The 18,599-nt window shown below is 34.0% G+C and carries 14 protein-coding genes; 11 read left to right on the top strand and 3 right to left on the bottom strand.

The features are described 5' to 3' along the window. The first annotated feature begins 84 nt into the window (after positions 1–84). The 4 genes from gcvP (at position 85) to H7F21_RS15675 (ending at position 5,546) form a co-directional block, all read left to right on the top strand. Positions 85–2,934 carry an aminomethyl-transferring glycine dehydrogenase gene (gene gcvP, locus H7F21_RS15690; protein ID WP_185790264.1) on the top strand — a complete coding sequence of 950 codons (2,850 nt, stop codon included), beginning with the start codon at positions 85–87 and terminating at the stop codon, positions 2,932–2,934. Positions 2,935–3,040: 106 nt separating this feature from the next. After that, a complete protein-coding gene (locus H7F21_RS15685) occupies positions 3,041–4,096 on the top strand; it encodes a 3-oxoacyl-ACP synthase III family protein (RefSeq protein WP_185790263.1) in 1,056 nt (351 codons plus the stop codon). A 55-nt stretch (positions 4,097–4,151) separates the two neighbouring features. Further along, positions 4,152–4,673, top strand: coding sequence for a class I SAM-dependent methyltransferase (locus H7F21_RS15680; protein WP_185790262.1), 522 nt, complete (start codon positions 4,152–4,154; stop codon positions 4,671–4,673). 24 nt (positions 4,674–4,697) lie between these two features. Further along, on the top strand, positions 4,698–5,546 hold the full coding sequence (locus tag H7F21_RS15675; RefSeq protein ID WP_185790261.1) for a glycosyltransferase family 2 protein: 849 nt from the start codon (positions 4,698–4,700) through the stop codon (positions 5,544–5,546). A gap of 12 nt (positions 5,547–5,558) precedes the next feature. Here H7F21_RS15675 and H7F21_RS15670 read toward each other — a convergent pair whose 3' ends face one another. Together H7F21_RS15670 and H7F21_RS15665 are read right to left on the bottom strand one after the other, a co-directional pair. After that, positions 5,559–6,341, bottom strand: coding sequence for a tetratricopeptide repeat protein (locus H7F21_RS15670; protein ID WP_185790260.1), 783 nt, complete (start codon positions 6,339–6,341; stop codon positions 5,559–5,561). 1 nt (position 6,342) lies between these two features. Further along, entirely contained in the window at positions 6,343–6,906 is a 564-nt protein-coding gene (locus tag H7F21_RS15665) for a sigma-70 family RNA polymerase sigma factor (protein ID WP_185790259.1), read from the bottom strand. Positions 6,907–7,001: 95 nt separating this feature from the next. Between H7F21_RS15665 and H7F21_RS15660 the strand changes: the two genes are divergently transcribed. From H7F21_RS15660 to H7F21_RS15630, 7 genes are all read left to right on the top strand, one after another. Next, positions 7,002–7,682: a hypothetical protein gene (locus tag H7F21_RS15660; protein ID WP_185790258.1), complete on the top strand. Its 681-nt coding sequence runs from the start codon at positions 7,002–7,004 to the stop codon at positions 7,680–7,682. Between the two features lie 123 nt (positions 7,683–7,805). Beyond that, the gene (locus H7F21_RS15655) at positions 7,806–10,496 is read left to right on the top strand and encodes a CHAT domain-containing protein (RefSeq protein ID WP_185790257.1); all 2,691 of its coding nucleotides are present in this window, start codon (positions 7,806–7,808) and stop codon (positions 10,494–10,496) included. 185 nt (positions 10,497–10,681) lie between these two features. Continuing rightward, positions 10,682–13,741, top strand: coding sequence for a T9SS type A sorting domain-containing protein (locus tag H7F21_RS15650; protein WP_185790256.1), 3,060 nt, complete (start codon positions 10,682–10,684; stop codon positions 13,739–13,741). A 218-nt stretch (positions 13,742–13,959) separates the two neighbouring features. Next, on the top strand, positions 13,960–15,582 hold the full coding sequence (locus H7F21_RS15645; protein WP_185790255.1) for a vitamin K epoxide reductase family protein: 1,623 nt from the start codon (positions 13,960–13,962) through the stop codon (positions 15,580–15,582). 118 nt (positions 15,583–15,700) lie between these two features. Further along, entirely contained in the window at positions 15,701–15,925 is a 225-nt protein-coding gene (locus H7F21_RS15640; protein WP_185790254.1) for a hypothetical protein, read from the top strand. A gap of 194 nt (positions 15,926–16,119) precedes the next feature. Beyond that, entirely contained in the window at positions 16,120–16,365 is a 246-nt protein-coding gene (locus H7F21_RS15635) for a hypothetical protein (RefSeq protein WP_185790253.1), read from the top strand. A gap of 237 nt (positions 16,366–16,602) precedes the next feature. Beyond that, complete coding sequence (locus H7F21_RS15630) at positions 16,603–16,797, top strand: hypothetical protein (protein WP_185790252.1); 195 nt, start codon at positions 16,603–16,605, stop codon at positions 16,795–16,797. A gap of 41 nt (positions 16,798–16,838) precedes the next feature. On the opposite strand, the gene pafA is transcribed toward H7F21_RS15630, so the two are convergent. Further along, a complete protein-coding gene (gene pafA, locus H7F21_RS15625) occupies positions 16,839–18,506 on the bottom strand; it encodes an alkaline phosphatase PafA (protein WP_185790251.1) in 1,668 nt (555 codons plus the stop codon). Positions 18,507–18,599 lie beyond the last annotated feature (93 nt).

Raw genomic sequence — 18,599 nt, 5'->3', positions numbered from 1 at the left:
ATGGTTAAAAACTTTAGTTTTCCTTAACTAATTAAAATAGGTATTTCCGTATTTTTGCATATCAAAAAATTCATGAAATAGAGAATGGACACAACCTCTTTTGCACTTAGGCATATTGGCCCAAATTCAGACGAACAAAAAGCCATGTTAAACACCATTGGTGTTACAAGTATTGAACAATTAGTTTCTGAAACCATACCAGCTGGCATTCGTCTAGAAGAAGACCTAGAGCTCGATGCCGCTATGAGTGAGCAAGAATATTCCAACCACATCTACAAGCTGTCCCAACTTAACAAGGTTTATAAATCTTATATAGGTTTAGGCTATCATCCTTCGAATTTACCAGCTGTTATTCAGCGTAACATTTTGGAAAATCCAGGGTGGTATACAGCATATACGCCTTATCAAGCAGAAATTGCACAAGGACGTTTAGAAGCTCTGTTAAATTTCCAAACTATGGTCATTGACCTTACAGGTATGGAAATAGCAAATGCTTCTCTTCTAGACGAAAGTACTGCAGCTGCGGAAGCCATGAGCTTACTATTTGCTGTAAGGGACAGGGCACAAAAAAAAGCTGGAGTTAACAAGTTTTTCGTTTCAGACTTAGTACTACCGCAGACTATTGCACTTTTAGAAACCAGGGCAACTCCTATTGGCATAGAATTGGAAATAGGTAATGAAGCTGAATATAACCTATCTAATGAGTATTTTGGTGCATTACTCCAATATCCTGGAAAAAATGGTCAGATTACAGATATCAAATCATTTATTGAAAAAGCAAATGCCGAAAACATAAAAGTAGCAGTCGCTGCAGACATTTTAAGTCTTATCAAACTTGAAGCACCTGGTAAATTTGGTGCTGATGTTGTTGTTGGAACTACACAACGTTTTGGAATTCCTATGGGTTATGGCGGACCACATGCTGCTTATTTCGCAACTAAGGAGGCTTACAAGCGTGATGTTCCTGGTAGAATCATTGGTGTCACCAAAGATACTAACGGCAGCAGGGCATTACGAATGGCGTTGCAGACAAGAGAACAACATATTAAACGTGATAAAGCAACTTCCAATATCTGTACAGCACAGGTACTTTTGGCCGTAATGGCAGGAATGTACGCGGTGTATCACGGACCAAAAGGTTTAACGTTCATAGCTGACAAGGTGAAAAATACAGCATCCACACTTGTGAGTGCTTTGGAAAGTCTAGACCTAGAACAGGTGAATACACATTATTTTGATACGCTTCAAATTAAAGCAGATCCTGTAAAGGTGAAATATGAAGCTGAGAAAAGAGAAGTCAACTTTTACTATCCAGACAATAATACGGTAACCATTTCTGTAAATGAAACCACTTCCATTGCAGATCTAAATGAAATTGTTTCAATTTTCGAAGCCGTAACTGGTAAGAAAGGTGACAAAATTGCTTCAATATCTGAAGTTGATACTATTCCAAATGAATTAAAACGCCAATCAGAATTTTTAACGTTTGATGTTTTCAATACTTACCACTCAGAAACTGAGTTGATGCGCTATATCAAGCGTCTAGAGCGTAAGGATTTGGCACTGAATCATTCCATGATATCATTAGGCTCGTGTACAATGAAATTGAATGCAGCGGCCGAAATGTTGCCTTTAAGTTTGAGCAGTTGGGGAAATGTACATCCTTTTGTTCCAGAGGAGCAAGCTGCTGGCTATCAATTAATGCTCAATGCTCTAGAAAATCAGCTAACAGAAATAACCGGCTTTGCCGCAACTTCTTTGCAACCTAACTCAGGTGCTCAAGGCGAGTTCGCTGGTCTAATGGTTATTAAAGCCTATCATGAATCTCGTGGTGATCACCATAGAAATATCTGTTTAATTCCGTCTTCAGCCCACGGAACAAATCCTGCTAGTGCTGTTATGGCTGGCATGAAAGTCGTGGTGACCAAAGCATCTGAAAATGGGAATATCGACATTGATGATTTAAAAGAAAAGACAGAATTACATAAAGATAATCTAGCTGCTTTGATGGTAACTTATCCGTCGACTCACGGTGTTTTTGAATCTGCCATTAAAGAAATCACCGCTATTATTCATGAAAATGGTGGACAGGTTTATATGGATGGTGCCAATATGAATGCTCAAGTAGGTCTAACCAATCCTGGAAATATAGGTGCAGATGTTTGTCATCTTAACTTACATAAAACATTTGCTATTCCACATGGTGGTGGTGGACCTGGTGTTGGTCCAATTTGTGTTGCAGACCAATTAGTGCCATTTTTACCTGGCAATCCAATTATAAAAACTGGCGGGCATCAAGCGATTTCGGCGATTTCAGCAGCGCCATTTGGATCTTCCTTAGCCTGTATTATTTCATACGGTTACATAAAAATGTTAGGAGCCAAAGGCCTAAAAAAATCTACAGAAGTTGCTATTCTTAATGCCAATTATATCAAAGAACGCTTAGAGGGCTATTATGACACGCTTTATACAGGGGAGAATGGTAGAGCTGCTCATGAAATGATCATTGATTGTCGTGATTTCAAAACAAATGGTATCGAAGTCACAGATATTGCAAAGCGTTTAATGGACTATGGTTTCCATGCGCCTACCGTATCTTTCCCGGTAGCAGGGACTATGATGATAGAGCCTACCGAAAGTGAAAGTAAAGCTGAAATGGATCGATTCTGTGATGCTATGATTGCGATTAGAAAAGAGATTGACATGGCTTCAAAAGATGATGCAAATAATGTTTTGAAAAATGCACCACATACTATGGAGATGTTAACTTCAAATGAATGGTTATTACCCTACACGAGAGAAGAAGCTGCATTTCCTTTAGATTACGTTAGGGACAATAAATTTTGGCCAAGTGTGAGACGCGTTGACGATGCTTATGGAGATAGAAATCTTATATGCAGCTGTGCTCCCATTGAGGAATACATAGACGCATAATTTTACGCGTTGGACATCGTAAAAGAAACGTGCTTTCATTTTTAGTGAATCTAAAATATGGTTATCTTGCTTTTTAGTTTAAAACACAACTATAGAAATAGTATTTATGAATGTTAGAATAACCGGAACAGGCAGTTATATTCCAAGAGGTATAGAGACAAATCAAGATTTTCATGAGCATGAATTTCTAAATGCCGATGGATCTTCAATAGACTACCCAAATGAAGTTATTGTAGAAAAATTTAAGGCCATAACTGGTATCGATGAACGTCGTTATGTTGACAAGGAATTAACCTCATCTGATATTGGTTTTTTAGCGGCACAAAAGGCCATTGAAGATGCGAATATAGATCCTGAAGACATAGACTATATTATCTGCGCTCACAATTTTGGTGATGTTAGAGCAGACACTATTCAAAGTGATATTTTACCATGTTTGGCATCTAGAGTAAAACACAGTCTTAGAATTAAAAATCCTAAGTGCGTGGCATACGATATCTTATTTGGTTGTCCTGGTTGGGTGGAAGGTGTTATACAAGCAAAAGCATTCATTAAAGCAGGAATGGCAAAACGATGTTTGGTCATTGGCTCAGAAACTTTATCACGTGTAGTCGACAAACACGATAGGGACTCTATGATTTATAGTGATGGTGCGGGCGCAACAATTGTTGAAGCATCAGAAGAAGAAGGTATTATTGCTCATGAAACTGCAAGTTTTACCTATGATGAAGCTTATTACCTCTATTTCGGAAATTCTAACAATCAAGAGCTCTGCAAGGATACGCGCTATATAAAAATGCACGGCCGTAAAATCTATGAATTTGCATTGAATAACGTTCCGCTTGCTATGAAAAGCTGTTTGGATAATAGTGGTATTAGTATTTCTGAGGTTAAGAAAATATTGATTCACCAGGCTAACGAAAAGATGGATGAAGCCATCATAAAACGTTTCTACAGATTGTATAAAACACCAGTTCCCGAAGGTATTATGCCTATGAGTATCCATAAATTGGGAAATAGTTCAGTGGCCACCGTACCTACCCTTTATGATCTTATTATAAATAACAAGTTAGAAGGACATCGTATAAATAAAGGGGACATTATCATTTTTGCTAGTGTAGGTGCTGGTATGCATATTAACGCTATTGTTTATAGATATTAATCGATAAGTTTACTGCTGAAGTTTATCTTGAGCGAAGTCGAAAGACAGCAATATAATGTACGAAAAGACTTTTCCCAACAAGCGCTTTAAACTAACACTAGAATTTTTAAAGAAGCACGTCTCAACCTCAGAAACGATTTTAGATTTAGGTGTTAAAAATCCGTTTTCTGAAATTATGCTATCGGAAGGGTATACTGTTGAAAATACGACAGGAGAAGATTTGGATGAGGATCGCTCTGCTATTGAAAGTTCTTCGGCTGAAGTCGTCACTGCATTTGAAATTTTTGAACATTTACTTTCACCTTACGAAGTTCTAAAGTCCATAAAAGCCAACAAACTTGTAATTAGTGTGCCTATGAGGTTATGGTTTTCTTCTGCATATAGAAGTAAAACCGACAAATGGGATAGACACTATCACGAATTTGAAGATTGGCAGCTCGATTGGCTTTTAGAAAAAACAGGCTGGGTCATTAAGGACCGACAAAAGTGGACTAATGCTGTCAATAAAATTGGTATAAGACCCATCTTAAGACGATTTACAAACAGATATTACATCGTTTATGCCGAAAGAGTTTAAATTTGAATAAATATCCTTTCAATTTTGAACTTCTATATTATTATTCCCGCACATAACGAAGAAGATTACATAAGTAAAACCTTAGATTCTTTAACACAACAAACGTTGTTGCCAAAGCGAGTAGTTGTAGTCAACGATAATTCGTCAGATCATACAGCACCATTGGTTAAAGATTACGCCTTAAAGCACAAATGGATTTCGTTGGTTAACACGACCTCATCTGACAAACATTTACCTGGTTCAAAAATCATAAATGCCTTTAATAAAGGCTTTGATACTTTAGATAACAATTATGACATTATCTGTAAGTTTGATGCTGATCTTATTTTTCCTAATACCTATTTAGAAGCTATTGCTAACCATTTTAAAATTAATGATAGACTAGGTATGGCATCAGGTTTCTGCTATATTGAAAAAAATGGGAAATGGGTTTTAGAAAACCTCACCAATAAAGACCATATTAGAGGTGCACTTAAAGCTTACAAAAAAGAATGCTTTCAACAAATCGGCAGGCTCAAATTCTCTATGGGTTGGGATACTGTCGATGAACTTTTAGCAAAATATCATGGTTGGAAACTACTGACCGATGACTCATTACATGTTAAACATTTGAAACCTACAGGACAATCTTATAACAAAGCTTCAAAATATTTACAAGGAGAGGCAATGTATAAAATGCGTTATGGCCTTTGGATTACGCTGATTTCCGCGTTAAAATTGGCATATAAAAAGAGGAGTTTCAGACTATTTAAAGATTATATGTCTGGTTATTTTAAAGCAAAATCCAATACAACTGAATTCCTAGTTTCTATAGATGAGGGCAAGTATATAAGACGTTTACGTTGGAAAGGTATTTTGAATAAACTAACCTAGGAAAGGACACTTCTAAAGTTCTTTCAGCAGATCTCTGGCTTTCTTACTATTGAAGAAGTTTTCAGACACTATGGTTTCCAAAATACCCTCTGTTTCCAAGACCTTATCTTGTTTTAAGTATAACAAGGCTTTATACCAATAGCCTTTTTCGGCATCTAAAAGGTCACTAGTCACTAAGTCATTAAATGCTTGTTCTGCATTTTCATAATCCTCCAATTCCACATAAGATAATCCTTTATATATCAAGAGGTTACTTCTATTCTCGATTTGACTTTCAAACACATTGAATATGTCCAATGCATCTGCATACTGGCCTTTTTCAAAAAGCTCTTGTGCATTAGCCAATTTATTAGAACCATCACTTCTCGACACAAAAGATGGCAAATCATTTAGACCCACATACTCTTCATATAAGTCTTGATTGGAAATGTTTTGATTAAAGAACATTTGAAATCCTAATAGAACAATTATTGAAGCTGCAGCCAAATAATAAAAAAACCGCTTATTACCAGTATTCGTCTTTTTTGAATTGAACCCTGTACTAGTCTCAGCTAAAGTTTTTTTTAAATTTTTTATATCCTTAGAATTTAGAATTTCCAAATATTCATTGGCTTCATTGGTATTACGCTCTGCGAAACTCCAACTTTCTTCATCCAGAGCATCAAAAAGTTGTTTCTCCAATTGAAACTTCTCATTAAAGTCAATATCAGATTTAAGCCGCTTTAAAAAAGATTGCTCCTCGTCTTTAGACAACAGGCCTCTTAAATAATTATCTATTAAAATATCGTCTTTCATCTTACAATTCAGTCAGAGCTTTATATCGTTTATCGTTTCTAACTATTGCTTTTAAACTGTTTTTACATTTAAATACGCGCTGTCGGACCACAGTCTCAGAATTATAATTAAATCTTTCCATAATTTCTGCATAAGCTGTTTTCGCAAAAAATAACTTTAAAATCTGTTTACAATTCTCGGAAATTAAATCTAGACTTTCTGTAAATAATTCCCAGCGTTTTTGTTCTAAAACTGCTAAAGCAATGTCTTCATTATCATCCTTAAGTTCTAAATTGTCATTATTTGTTACCCTGATTTTGTTAGTATTTAGTTCTCTACGCCATAAATTTTTGCAGACCGTGAATAAATACGCTTCAAAACTCGTATTAATAATAAACTTCTCCTTTTTATAACGTACGGCTAATTGCAATAAAGCTTTCTGAAAAATATCTTCTGCATCTTGTTCCTGCCCTCTATTTTTTACTATAAAGGATCTAACTTTAAAAAAGTTAGCTTTATATATATCCTTAATAGCCTTAGAGTCATTTGCTATTAAGGCTTTTAAAAAGAAGGAATTATCTGTCACTCGTCGATTTTAATCTCATAAACAAAAATAAACTTTTATATTTATTGGGTAACAATGTTATTATTTTGGTAACTGGAGGTTAAAACAAATATATTATGAAAACAAAACAAATTAAATTTTTAAGTCTATTACTCATAGTATTGGCTTTCGGTTGCTCTTCTGAGGAAATGCAGACGAATCCTACCCAAGAAACTGAGTACGAATCTAAGAACCTAAAAACTGACGTAATATCTAACAAATCAAATCCAGATAATCCTCTAGATGGTCCATTAGAAACACAAGCTAACGCAATAGCAAAAACCTTAAATGGAGCACCTTCATTCACCGCAAATTCAACTACTCCATTACCTGGAAGCGACACAGATGTTTATTACTTGTATCTAAATATGGATACTATTGAAAACGAATATAATAGTGACCCAAACAATCCAAGTTATAATGGGCCATTTAATATTTACTATAGAAACTTAATGTCTAATCACTTTACGATATATCATGTTATCGAGAGTACAAATATGTCTTGTGGCAATGTGGAACGTTGGATTGTTGATTTGGCAGAATTTAACCAACATTTAGTTTCCATGGGCTTACCAGAAGTAGATGCTAATGGGAATGATTGGTATTGGCATCTGCAGAATCAAGGTGCAGGTGGAGGTGGAACTAGTACAACAATGCTTGATGTTAATGGTAATAGAGTAAAGCGCACACCTCCGCCCCCGCCTCCGTCCAACTTACCTCGATGGTTGGTTAATTATAATGATTGCTTTACTATGTAAAATTTAGTTTAAATTAAAAAAGGATAGGCTGTGACAGCCTATCCTTTTTTTTATATTTATACAATGAGAGTTTACTCCTTTAAATTACTAGCTTTAATTATTTTATCCATTCACTTAAATTGTTTGTCCCAAGCAACATCTCAAGAATTTACTCAAATAAAAAATTCTGATAGTTTGACCGCAGAAGAAAAGAACAATGAATTCTATAAGTTAATAAAAAAGCATAAACAACAAGGTGAAATCGATTTTTTAATAAACGATACTTTCGAAATTACAAGATGGCAATGGATACAACAAATGAACTGGGAAAACAACGCCATTGAACTTTGTAGAATGAATGTAGCACTGATGGATTCGCTAAAAATGAAAGACAGCATCTCCTATAGGCGCAATCTTTATGGCCTAGGGTACTATCAACTTTACAGTTATAGACTTGAGGATGCCTTGGTCACCTATAAACAATTGTTAGCTCTAAATGAGCAAGATGGTTATGTGCTGCGCGGAGCTCATGATATTGCCGAAATATATTTTATTACTGACCGGTACTATTTATCAAGAGACTATTTTAAGCTATCCCAGAAAATTGCTGAAAACCGCAATAATTTTATTTACGAGATAAAAAGTGTACTAGGCATTGCTCAGGCAAATAAATTAATAAACTCACCACAAAGTCTGGAAGAGGGCATAAATACCTTATCAGAGGTTATAAAAAAGGCAGAAGAAATGGATAGTGATCCATCTTCAGAATTAATTATTGATCTTACCTATTTTCATCAAATGTATATTCAACTCGGCAATCTTTATATCGATAGAATTGATTATGATTTTGAAAATGGCAAAAAACACCTCGACAAAGCACTAGAAATCGCATTAGAAATAAACAGTCCTGAACTTTTAAATAAAACTTATAATGACCTCGGCGTACTTTACCTGAAAGATGAAAAAAAAGAAGCGCAATTCTATTTGAAAAAAGCATTACGTTATGATGCAGGACCGAACATGAAATCTCTGGTTCACCGAAACTTGAGTAAGCATAATTTATTTTTCAAAAACTATGAAGAAGCTTTATATCATATTCAAAAATCATTAGGCACATTAATTAAAATAGATTCATCTAACTCTAAAAGTTTACCTACAAAATCAGACTTAATAAAGAGTGAGACAAAATTTCAACTAATTTCTGGTCTAATGCACAAGGCAAACATTTGGATTGAACTGAGCGAGCAAAATCTGAATAGTAAAGAATACCATAATGATATTTTCAAAACTTTGAATTTAGCCGATTTCTTAGCCGATCAAATCCGCTTGGAAAATATAGATAATCGGTCAAAATTATTTTGGAGAAAGACAGCTTCAGAAATTTATCTTAAAGCCACAAAAGCTAGCTTTTTATTAAACGAGCCTGAAAGAGCATTTTATTATATGGAGAAAAATAAAGCTCTGTTATTACTAGAAGATATCTCATTAAAATCAATTAGAAACAGCACTAAGGTTCCTGAAAACATAGCCAAACAAGAGCTAAAACTAAATAGCAATATCATCGAGCTCGAAAGACTAAGGGTTAAAAACAATTCAGACTCAATTCAACGTCATCTACTTTTAGCGAAAGAAAATTATAGTGAATTCTTAAATGATTTAAGCCCAGAGTACAAATTTTATTTTAAAACACTTGAACCAGCCAAAGTTATTGACTTTAATAACTTTAGAAAGGATTTCTTAAAAGCGCCTAAGGTCTACATAGAATATATAATACCAGAAGATGAAGATGACGAAGGCTATGGGCTTATCCTTACCTCATCTAAAACTCATCTTTTTGAAATAAAAGATTGTAAAGAACTTAAAGAATTAGTAATTGAATATCGTAATCTTATTGACACGCCTTTTAGAGATAAGGAATCCATAGAACGTTTTAAAAAGGTTTCAAACAGCTTATATCGGCTCTTGTTTCCGGATGAGATTAAGCCTTTTATAAAAGATAAGACGCTAACAATAGTCCCAGATTATTATCTACAAAACATTCCATTTGAGTCACTCACAACTTCTGACAAGGAATTAAGTTATCTTATTTATACCTACGAAATAAACTATTCCTACTCGTTAACTTTTTTAAGTGAGAACAGAAAAATTGAAAGAAACAATGCAAATAATATAGTAGCGATTGCTCCATTAGAATTTCCCGAAGGTCTAACGTCGTTACCAAATTCTAAAGAAGAATTACGCTTTATTGACCAAACGTTTGACGCCAAAATTCTTTTGAAAGAGAATGCTTCTAAAGCCAACTTTTTCAAAGAAACTAATAATTATAACGTTTTACATATTGCATCTCATGCTAATGCTAATGACAGTATAAGCCCATGGATTGCTTTATATGACCAAAAAGTAACTTTAGAAGACATTTATAAATTAAAAACTTCGGCAGAATTAGTAGTTCTTAGTGCATGTAATACATCATTGGGAGAGCTTCATCATGGTGAAGGTGTTATGAGTTTATCAAGAGGCTTCTTTAACTCGGGATCCCACAGTGTTATGCCTACACTTTGGGAGGTAAATGATAAAGCAACATTGAAGTTAGTGAATTCATTCTATACAAACTTGAGTCAAAATCAGGATAAGTCATTAGCACTTCATAATGCAAAACTTGAGTATTTAAAGACTAATTCATTGAGTAATGCCTCACCCTATTACTGGGCTTCCTTTATTTTAATAGGTGACACAGGAACAATAGAAATGAAACATAACTTCCCTGTCTTATGCTATTATCTCCTAGGGCTTTTATGTCTAATACTTGTCTTTTTTCTTTTCCGAAGAAAATAACTAAAAATTATTGGGTAACAAAAATTAGGTGTTGTGCACAGTAGAGAAATAATTAATCTCTATTTCTGTGAAATACATATTCTGTAATATAAAAAATCCATTAATTAAAGAAAGAGAATTTCCTTAATGTGATTGTTTCAACTAAAATCAGACAAAAAATATAACAATCATAAAGACATTCAATAATGAGAAATTTTCTGACTCTATTCACAATCATATCTTCTATTTGTTTTGGCTATAGCCAGACAAAAGATGAACTACAAGAACCTAACATAGATAGTATGTTAGTAAATATTGACAAAACCCATCTTACATCATCGTTCTTATATGAACGCACCACGCCTATTTCTAATTTAACCAGTTTCAATTCTGAAGATAAAAACATAGCTGTATTAAGCTATTTTGAGCAAGCACTTCAAGAACTCTATAAATCTTCAAATAAAAATAAGTTTATGTCATATAAAAATGCACGTAAATTCTACAAAAAAAGTGAAGATTTAACAACTGTAAATATTGGTGTAATATCTGCTAAACTGAACAGTATAAATTATAATCCGGTAGATGAATCAAAAGGTGCTTTACATTTTGAAAATAATACTTTTACTAGAAGAAATGATAACCCAGCATTTTTAGAGCACGACATTTTAGTAATCTCTCCATTATTAGACTTTGCTCATGGAAATGAACTGACTTATACATTCGATTCAAATTTATGGTTCGAAGATAATGTTGACGAAATCAAATCAATTTCAGCAAACTTTGGTACAAATCAAGATTATTTAATTTATGAGAATGGAAATTATCAGAGAAAATCTCTAAAAATTTCTTACGATGAAACTGGATATAAAACATTAAAGTTCGTAGTTACATATACAAATGGAACAAAAAAAACAACCTACGGAAAGCTTCATGTTAAATTAAAAAATCAATATCAACAATTAAGAAATGATCCATTAATTGAAAATGTCGAAGAATTTACTTGTACAATTCCGTTTCAAGGCTATGACGAGTCTGCTCCAATATGCGGAGAGATTGATTTTCGCATTTTCTACCATACCAACAATGGAAACACACAACCAACTTTATTAAAACCTATTGTAATTATTGATGGTTTTGACCCTGGGGACAAACGTAAAATACAAGATAGTGATTCAGATCTTCCAAATGACATGCATTTTTCAATAGAAGAGTTCATGGTATATGATAACGGTCAGCCACTAATTCCTACCTTAAGAAACCTTGGTTACGATGTAGTTTTAGTAAATCATCCTACTTATGAAAGAAATGGAGTAACAATTGATGGTGGTGCAGACTATATTGAACGTAATGCAATGAATCACATAGCACTATATAACTATCTTAATGGAAAATTAGAAGACAATAATAGTGATGAAGAATTGGTTATTGTCGGCCCTAGTATGGGAGGTCAAATTAGTAGATACGCTCTAGCTTACATGGAGAAATATAATATAGACCATAACACACGTTTGTGGGTGAGTGTTGATAGTCCTCATTTGGGAGCAAACATCCCTCTTGGAATACAATCTATGATAAATTTATTGGATGTTTTTGGAGATAGTGTTGCCGCTCAAGACTTTTACTATGACCAACTTAAATCAACTGCAGCAAATCAACAATTAATTGAACAACACAAATCTGGACATAGCTCAGATTATCAAAACGGAGGTTCACCGGTGTATCAAGAATATTACAGCAGGTTGTTTTCAAATGGTTTACCAGGTTCTAATGGATATCCGCAAAATTTAAGAAAAATTGCTATTGTCAATGGATCACTCAATGGAATAAATTTAGGCAGGGAAGGGACGGAAGACTTTAGGATTCATGGATTTGCCGATCAATTATGGTGGGATACTAAAATTGCCGAGATGAATACTAAATATATGCCTAAAAGTGGGCAGCATCAACAATTAGCTAGACTGTGGCGATTATTTAAACCTCTTAGAACAGCCAGTTATACAAATATTAATCCTAACGGAAGCATGGATAATGTTCCTGGAGGCTACTACAATAGCGAAGATCAAATACACGCAGCAGTGATGGGAGACAACCCTGACATATTTGGTTTTAATAATGGTATTAGCTTCGGAAATGTCTTAGGAGCTTATGGATTTGCCCTACTTGGTATTCATGGTGATCATTTTGAATCTAGAACAAATAAAAAGATACATTCATTTATACCTACAGTGAGCGCATTAGGTTTTTATAACAGTGATTTTAATTGGGGAAATAGTCTTAATAGAAACTTACTTTGTGACAATGAGATTCCTTTTGATAGTTATTTTGGCCCTAGTAGAAATGAAAGACATACCTCTTTTACAAAGGCAAGTAAAGATTGGCTTTTAGAAGAATTAGCAGAGAATCCACAAGACCCACATTTCCCTTTTGATGCTAGAAGATTATCTGGTAGTAGTTCTTTATGTTACTTTGAAGTAGAAACCTATAGTTTTGATGAATGTAAAGTCCCTGGCGATGTTGTTAACTGGGAAGTGTCTAATAGTTTACAAATGCTAGATAACACAGGAACAACCATAACAGTGAAAGCTACTAATCTTAGTAGTGTAGGTTGGATCAAAGCAACCTTTAATAATGGTATAGAAATTATTAAAGATCTTAGTTTAGGAGCACAACGTCCTATTATTTATGGCGAAGATGGAGAACAGGAAGCTACATTTTCTTTCTGCACAGACCATTATGGTAATATTAATTTCACAACACCATCAAGTGCCTTGGAATGGGACTGGAATATAGTATCAGGAGATTTTAATATGTTAGCAACTAATAATCGGGCGCAATTTTTTAGTTATAGACCTACCTCAGGTATTGTGACGGTTAGAGCAAGGGGCAATTGCGGATGGAGTGTGCCTACGTTCTTAGTAATTCAATTCACAAATTGCTCAGACGATGGTGGTTTTACCAACTTTAGAGTTGCTCAAAATCCGGTTAGAAGTGATATATTAGAAATTATAGAAACCGAAGAAAGACAGTCTAATCTTAATATAACTTCTCAGGATGAAAACAATGATAAAGGTAAAAATTCAAATACCATGGTTACTATGGAGTTTTACGACTTTAGCGGCAATTTGTTAAAAACCCAAAAAGACAATAGAAATCAATTGGATGGAAAATATAATTTAAACCTATCTAGATTTCCAAATGGTAAATACTTTATAAAAATAATACACGATAAAATTGAAGAAATCCATCAAGTAATTCTTGATAAATAAAATCATTTGACATAATGAAAAAGCCTCTTGAATTAATATACTCAAGAGGTTTTCTTTTAAGGAACTTGCTTAATGATTAATTATATTAACTTTTTAAGAATATGTTCATTCGTTGTTTTTTATTGCATATATGATTTTTATTTAATTACATTTTTTAAAAAAATGGGTAACAAAACTTTAATTAAGGAACAGTAAGGAAAACTAAAAATTTCTTTACCGTGAAAAATCCACTAAGTTTTCTTGTACAGCAATTACTAAAAGCAAATAAAATAACTGTAGATTTTGATGAATTGGATTTTCAAATTCAAAGCCATCCAACATATCCAAGCTTACATGCAGTAACTGGAGTCCTAGACCACTTCAATATTGAAAACTTAGCTTTAGATGTTCCTAAAACTATTGATACATTCAATCAGCTACCAACTACATTTTTAGCACAACTGGAAATTGATTCCCAAAAACAGTTTGTTGTTATTACTAAGATCAAAAATGGTTGCAAAATAACACTTAGCGAGACACAAAAGAAGACACTATCCGAATTCGAGTTTTTAAATCAGTTTACCGGCATATTATTGGCTGTAGAAAAAGATACGACTACAACAATGTCTAGTGAATCCCTATTAAATCCGAATCTACTCAAAGGTTTGGTCTTAACAACTCTCATTGCGTTCGCTTTGATGCTGATACTTTCTAAACCAAGTACAATTGACCTTGGTTTCTTATGTCTATCCATAATAGGAATCTATATATCCATAAGTGTTTTCAAGCAAGAACAAGGAGAAAGCAATATTCTTGTAGATGCGTTTTGTTCTAATCCAAGTGAAAAAAAGAGCTGTAATGCCGTTCTTAACTCTAAAGCTTCAACAGTCTACAAAAATTTGAAGCTTAGCGATCTCAGTATCACATACTTCACAGGCCTTGCTTTAGCCATTTCTTTTTTGTCATTAAGTAGCAAAGCAATCTTTATTCCTAAACTAATAAGTCTAATGGCATTACCGACAACCATTTATTCTATTTACTTCCAGTCCCTAGTTATAAAAAAATGGTGCTTTCTCTGCCTAAGCATTGTAGCAGTTATGTGGTGTCAAGCTTGTATTGCACTATTAAATTTCGAGCCAATATATAATTTAGAAAGTACACTGATCGTTGTACTTTCTTTTTCTTTTGTAAGCGTACTATGGCTATTGGCCTCAAGATTTTTCAAAGACAATAAAACACTCAAGAAAACCAAAGTTGATTACTATAAGTTTAAAAGAAACTTTGATTTATTCAGTAACCAATTAGACATAAACAAAACAATCAGTACGTATGTAGCATCCAAGAAAGAAATGATTTATGGCAATTCTAACAGTAACCTAAATATTGTAATAATAACCAATCCTTTATGCGGACACTGTAAACCCGTTCACAAAACTATAGAACAGATTCTCAGTAACTATCCTCAATTAACTAAACTTACTATACGATTTAATATCAATCCTGAACACCCAGAAAACACAGCTGTAAAAATTGCAGCTCGACTTTTAGAAATATATCATATAGAAAATATTGAAACTTGCCTAGATGCCATGCACGATATCTACGGGGACTCTTCTCCGAGTGAATGGCTAAAAAAATGGAACGAATGTTCTCAACCAAATAATTACCTGCCCATACTTAGAGATCAATTTAATTGGTGTAGCGATAATAGTATCAATTTTACTCCAGAGATTCTAATCAACGGTAAATCTTATCCCAAAATGTTTGACCGTAATGATCTTATTTACTTCATAGAAAATTTAGAAGAGCTTTCTGAAGTAAACAACCCACATATCCCTTTTATAAAAGCTGAAAAGGCATAACAACAAAGCCCTTAAAAAAGGACTTTGCATTGAACAATATTCTCTCGCGAAGAATAGACACAAACTGTGAGTGTCTTTAAATGTTCACGGCTAATTTAATTTTTATAAATAATTAATTATGAAAAATTTATTGAATTTAGGAAAGGCTTTAGACAAAGCTGAACAAAAACAAGTTTTTGGTGGTGGCAAAGCTTACATTACTCATGCCAGCAATGAAGGATCTGGCAGCGGTTGCTCATATGAACATCATGACGTGTGTGCAAATGGCTCTCCTTGTGATTCTGGGGACTTTAACGCTTGTGGACCATATGATGGCTGTGGCCATTGGGTTATGGTTTGTTAATTTTTGAATTAACAAATATTTATAATAGGTCGTCTCTAATTAGAGGCGGCCTATTCAGAATCGTTAAAAAGCTATTCTTAATGAACACAATCAAAAAGTGAATCTATCATAAAATATTCTCTCGCGAGGAATAGACATAACCCTTGGGTGTCTTTAAATGACCAAGGTTAATTTAATTTTTAAATATTTTAATTATGAAAAATTTATTGAATCTAGGAAAGGCCTTAAACAAAGCTGAACAAAAACAAGTTTTTGGAGGAGGTGGAGCAAGACTAACAAAAGATTGTGGAGAACAGTGCGAATGTCAAACTAATTCTGACTGCTCTGGTTTTGGTCTTCCCGCAGGATATGAGCCAATAGACTGTATGCAAGTAGGTTGTGGCGGTACCGGAAATGGATATTACCAAGGATCATGCGTTTCAGGTTCATGTCAATATTAATGAGCATTTTAATTTTATTGATTAAGGCTGCCAATCAAGGCAGTCTTTTTCTAAACCGATCCAAAAAAGACCAAATAGCATAAAGAATTGCAAATTTTGTGTCATCTCTTTTAATACAAATATTATTGGTAAAAAATATAATACAATCTAGCTTCTAAGATATTTTCTCGCGAGGAATAGACATAACCCTTGAGTGTCTTTAAGTGATCAAGGTTAATTTAATTTTTAAATATTTTAATGATGAAAAATTTATTAAATCTAGGAAAAGCACTAAACAGAACTGAACAAAAACAAGTTTTTGGAGGTGATATCAACAGAATTAAAAAAATCGGTGATTTTTGTTCTGATCACTATTATGCTCAACCTTGTCCTCACTTCACTTCAAACAGTGATGGAGGATGCTGGGTAATAGAATTATTACCTGACTGTTAAACATTAAGCAAAGGATCTTTCTTTATAAGGTCCTTTGCTCACTAATCTATAACAAAACCCAAAGGTTTACCTGTAGAACCGTTAGGAAAACTGATCCCTAACAAAGCAGAAATTGTAGGCGCAATATCTGGAATCACTGTTTTATCAAAAGTCTCTCCGTGATTTATACCAGCTCCAAAAAACAATAATGGTACATGCGTATCATAATTTAATCCACTACCATGTGTAGAACCTGTTCTACTATAAGCAATGTGCGCAATATCATCTACAACAATGACATCACCAGAACGTTTCTGATTAAATCCATTTTGTAATAAAGCCTCAATACCAGTGGTGTAATTAGTACTATTCATTGTAGTTGCCGTATAAACTTTGGCTATATTAGGATAACTAATCTGCTCATCTACTAAGGCCTGTTCAACGTCGTGAATGTTTAGATTTAGTTCTTTCAGCTTAGCCTTATTAAAGAATATTTGGTTATTACTCACGTTTTCCACAACATCTTTGCTCCCGTAGTTACTTTCTAAAAATGTTACAAATCTTTCCTTTCTATCATTATAATCTAAATAACCAGAAGGTATATTTACAGATTGTAAATAAGCAGGCACATGCACAGCACCATGGTCTGCTGTTAAAAAAACCGTGTACGCTCCTTTACCAACTGTCTCGTCTAAATAGTTAAATAAACGCTCTAAATCTCTATCTAGTCTAACATAGGTGTCTTGGATTTCCTTTGAGTTCACACCAAAATTATGACCTACATAATCCGTACTTGAAAAACTAACAGCCAATACATCAGTATCATTATCTTGACCTAAAGACTCTCCTTTTAGTGCTGCTATGGCAAAATCCACGGTTAGACTATTTCCATAAGCGGTTGCCTTTAAAATGTCAAAGCCACCATTTTCAGATTTTAACGCTTCCAAATCATAGGGGAACGTAGCTGTTTCTTTTCCCTTAAAACCACGTTCAAAATTGTTGAGATCACTTCCACTTTCTTTATAACTTTCAATAGGTTGATAAGTATTCCAAACCTTAAAATAAGATTCAGCAGTATCAGAATCATTAAAATCCTTTACCCATTGCGGTAGAGCTGTTGTATAAAATGTACTTGTTATCCAAACACCTTCATCCTTGCCATGGAACCAATAGGCAGCATTTGCGGCATGACCTGCTGGTAATATAGCACCTCTGTCCTTAATTGCTACACCAATACTTTTACCTCGCATTTGTGTGAATAAACGGTTTTCATCTGCAAAGCTCGTGGTTAACATTCTGTGAGGTGACATCTTACCAGCATCACTTTCAGTACCTACCGAAGCAATAGAATCATCTTGCGCACAATATACAGTTTCCTTGATGTCTTTATCGTACCAGTTGTTAGAGATGATACCATGGTATTTTGGAGTTGTTCCTGTATAAACAGAAGCATGTCCTGGCCCTGTATAGGTCGGCACATAATTAAAGTGATTATTTTTACAGTTAAATCCCTCTCGAATCATACGCTTGAAGCCACCTTCACCAAATTTAGATGCAAATCGTGTTAAGTAATCATAACGCATCTGGTCTACAACAATACCAACAACCAACTTAGGCTTTTCATCAAGTGGAGTGGAATTTATCGAGGTCTTAGCTATGGCCACTTTTTCTTGAGATCCACAAGAAAAAAACAAGGTTATAGATATAATTAAAGTGAAGATTTTTTTCATCTGTTTATTTTTATTGTTTTCCAATGGTCAGATGGAATTCGCCAATGATCATCTCTGTTGGTATGAAGATTTATTATGGCTCATTTCATAATG

Origin of the sequence: Winogradskyella flava (genome assembly GCF_014243395.1) — a bacterium.
Taxonomy (GTDB): Bacteria; Bacteroidota; Bacteroidia; order Flavobacteriales; family Flavobacteriaceae; genus Winogradskyella; species Winogradskyella flava.
Note: the sequence above shows the minus strand (reverse complement) of the source record. Positions and strands in the feature narration are given on the sequence as shown.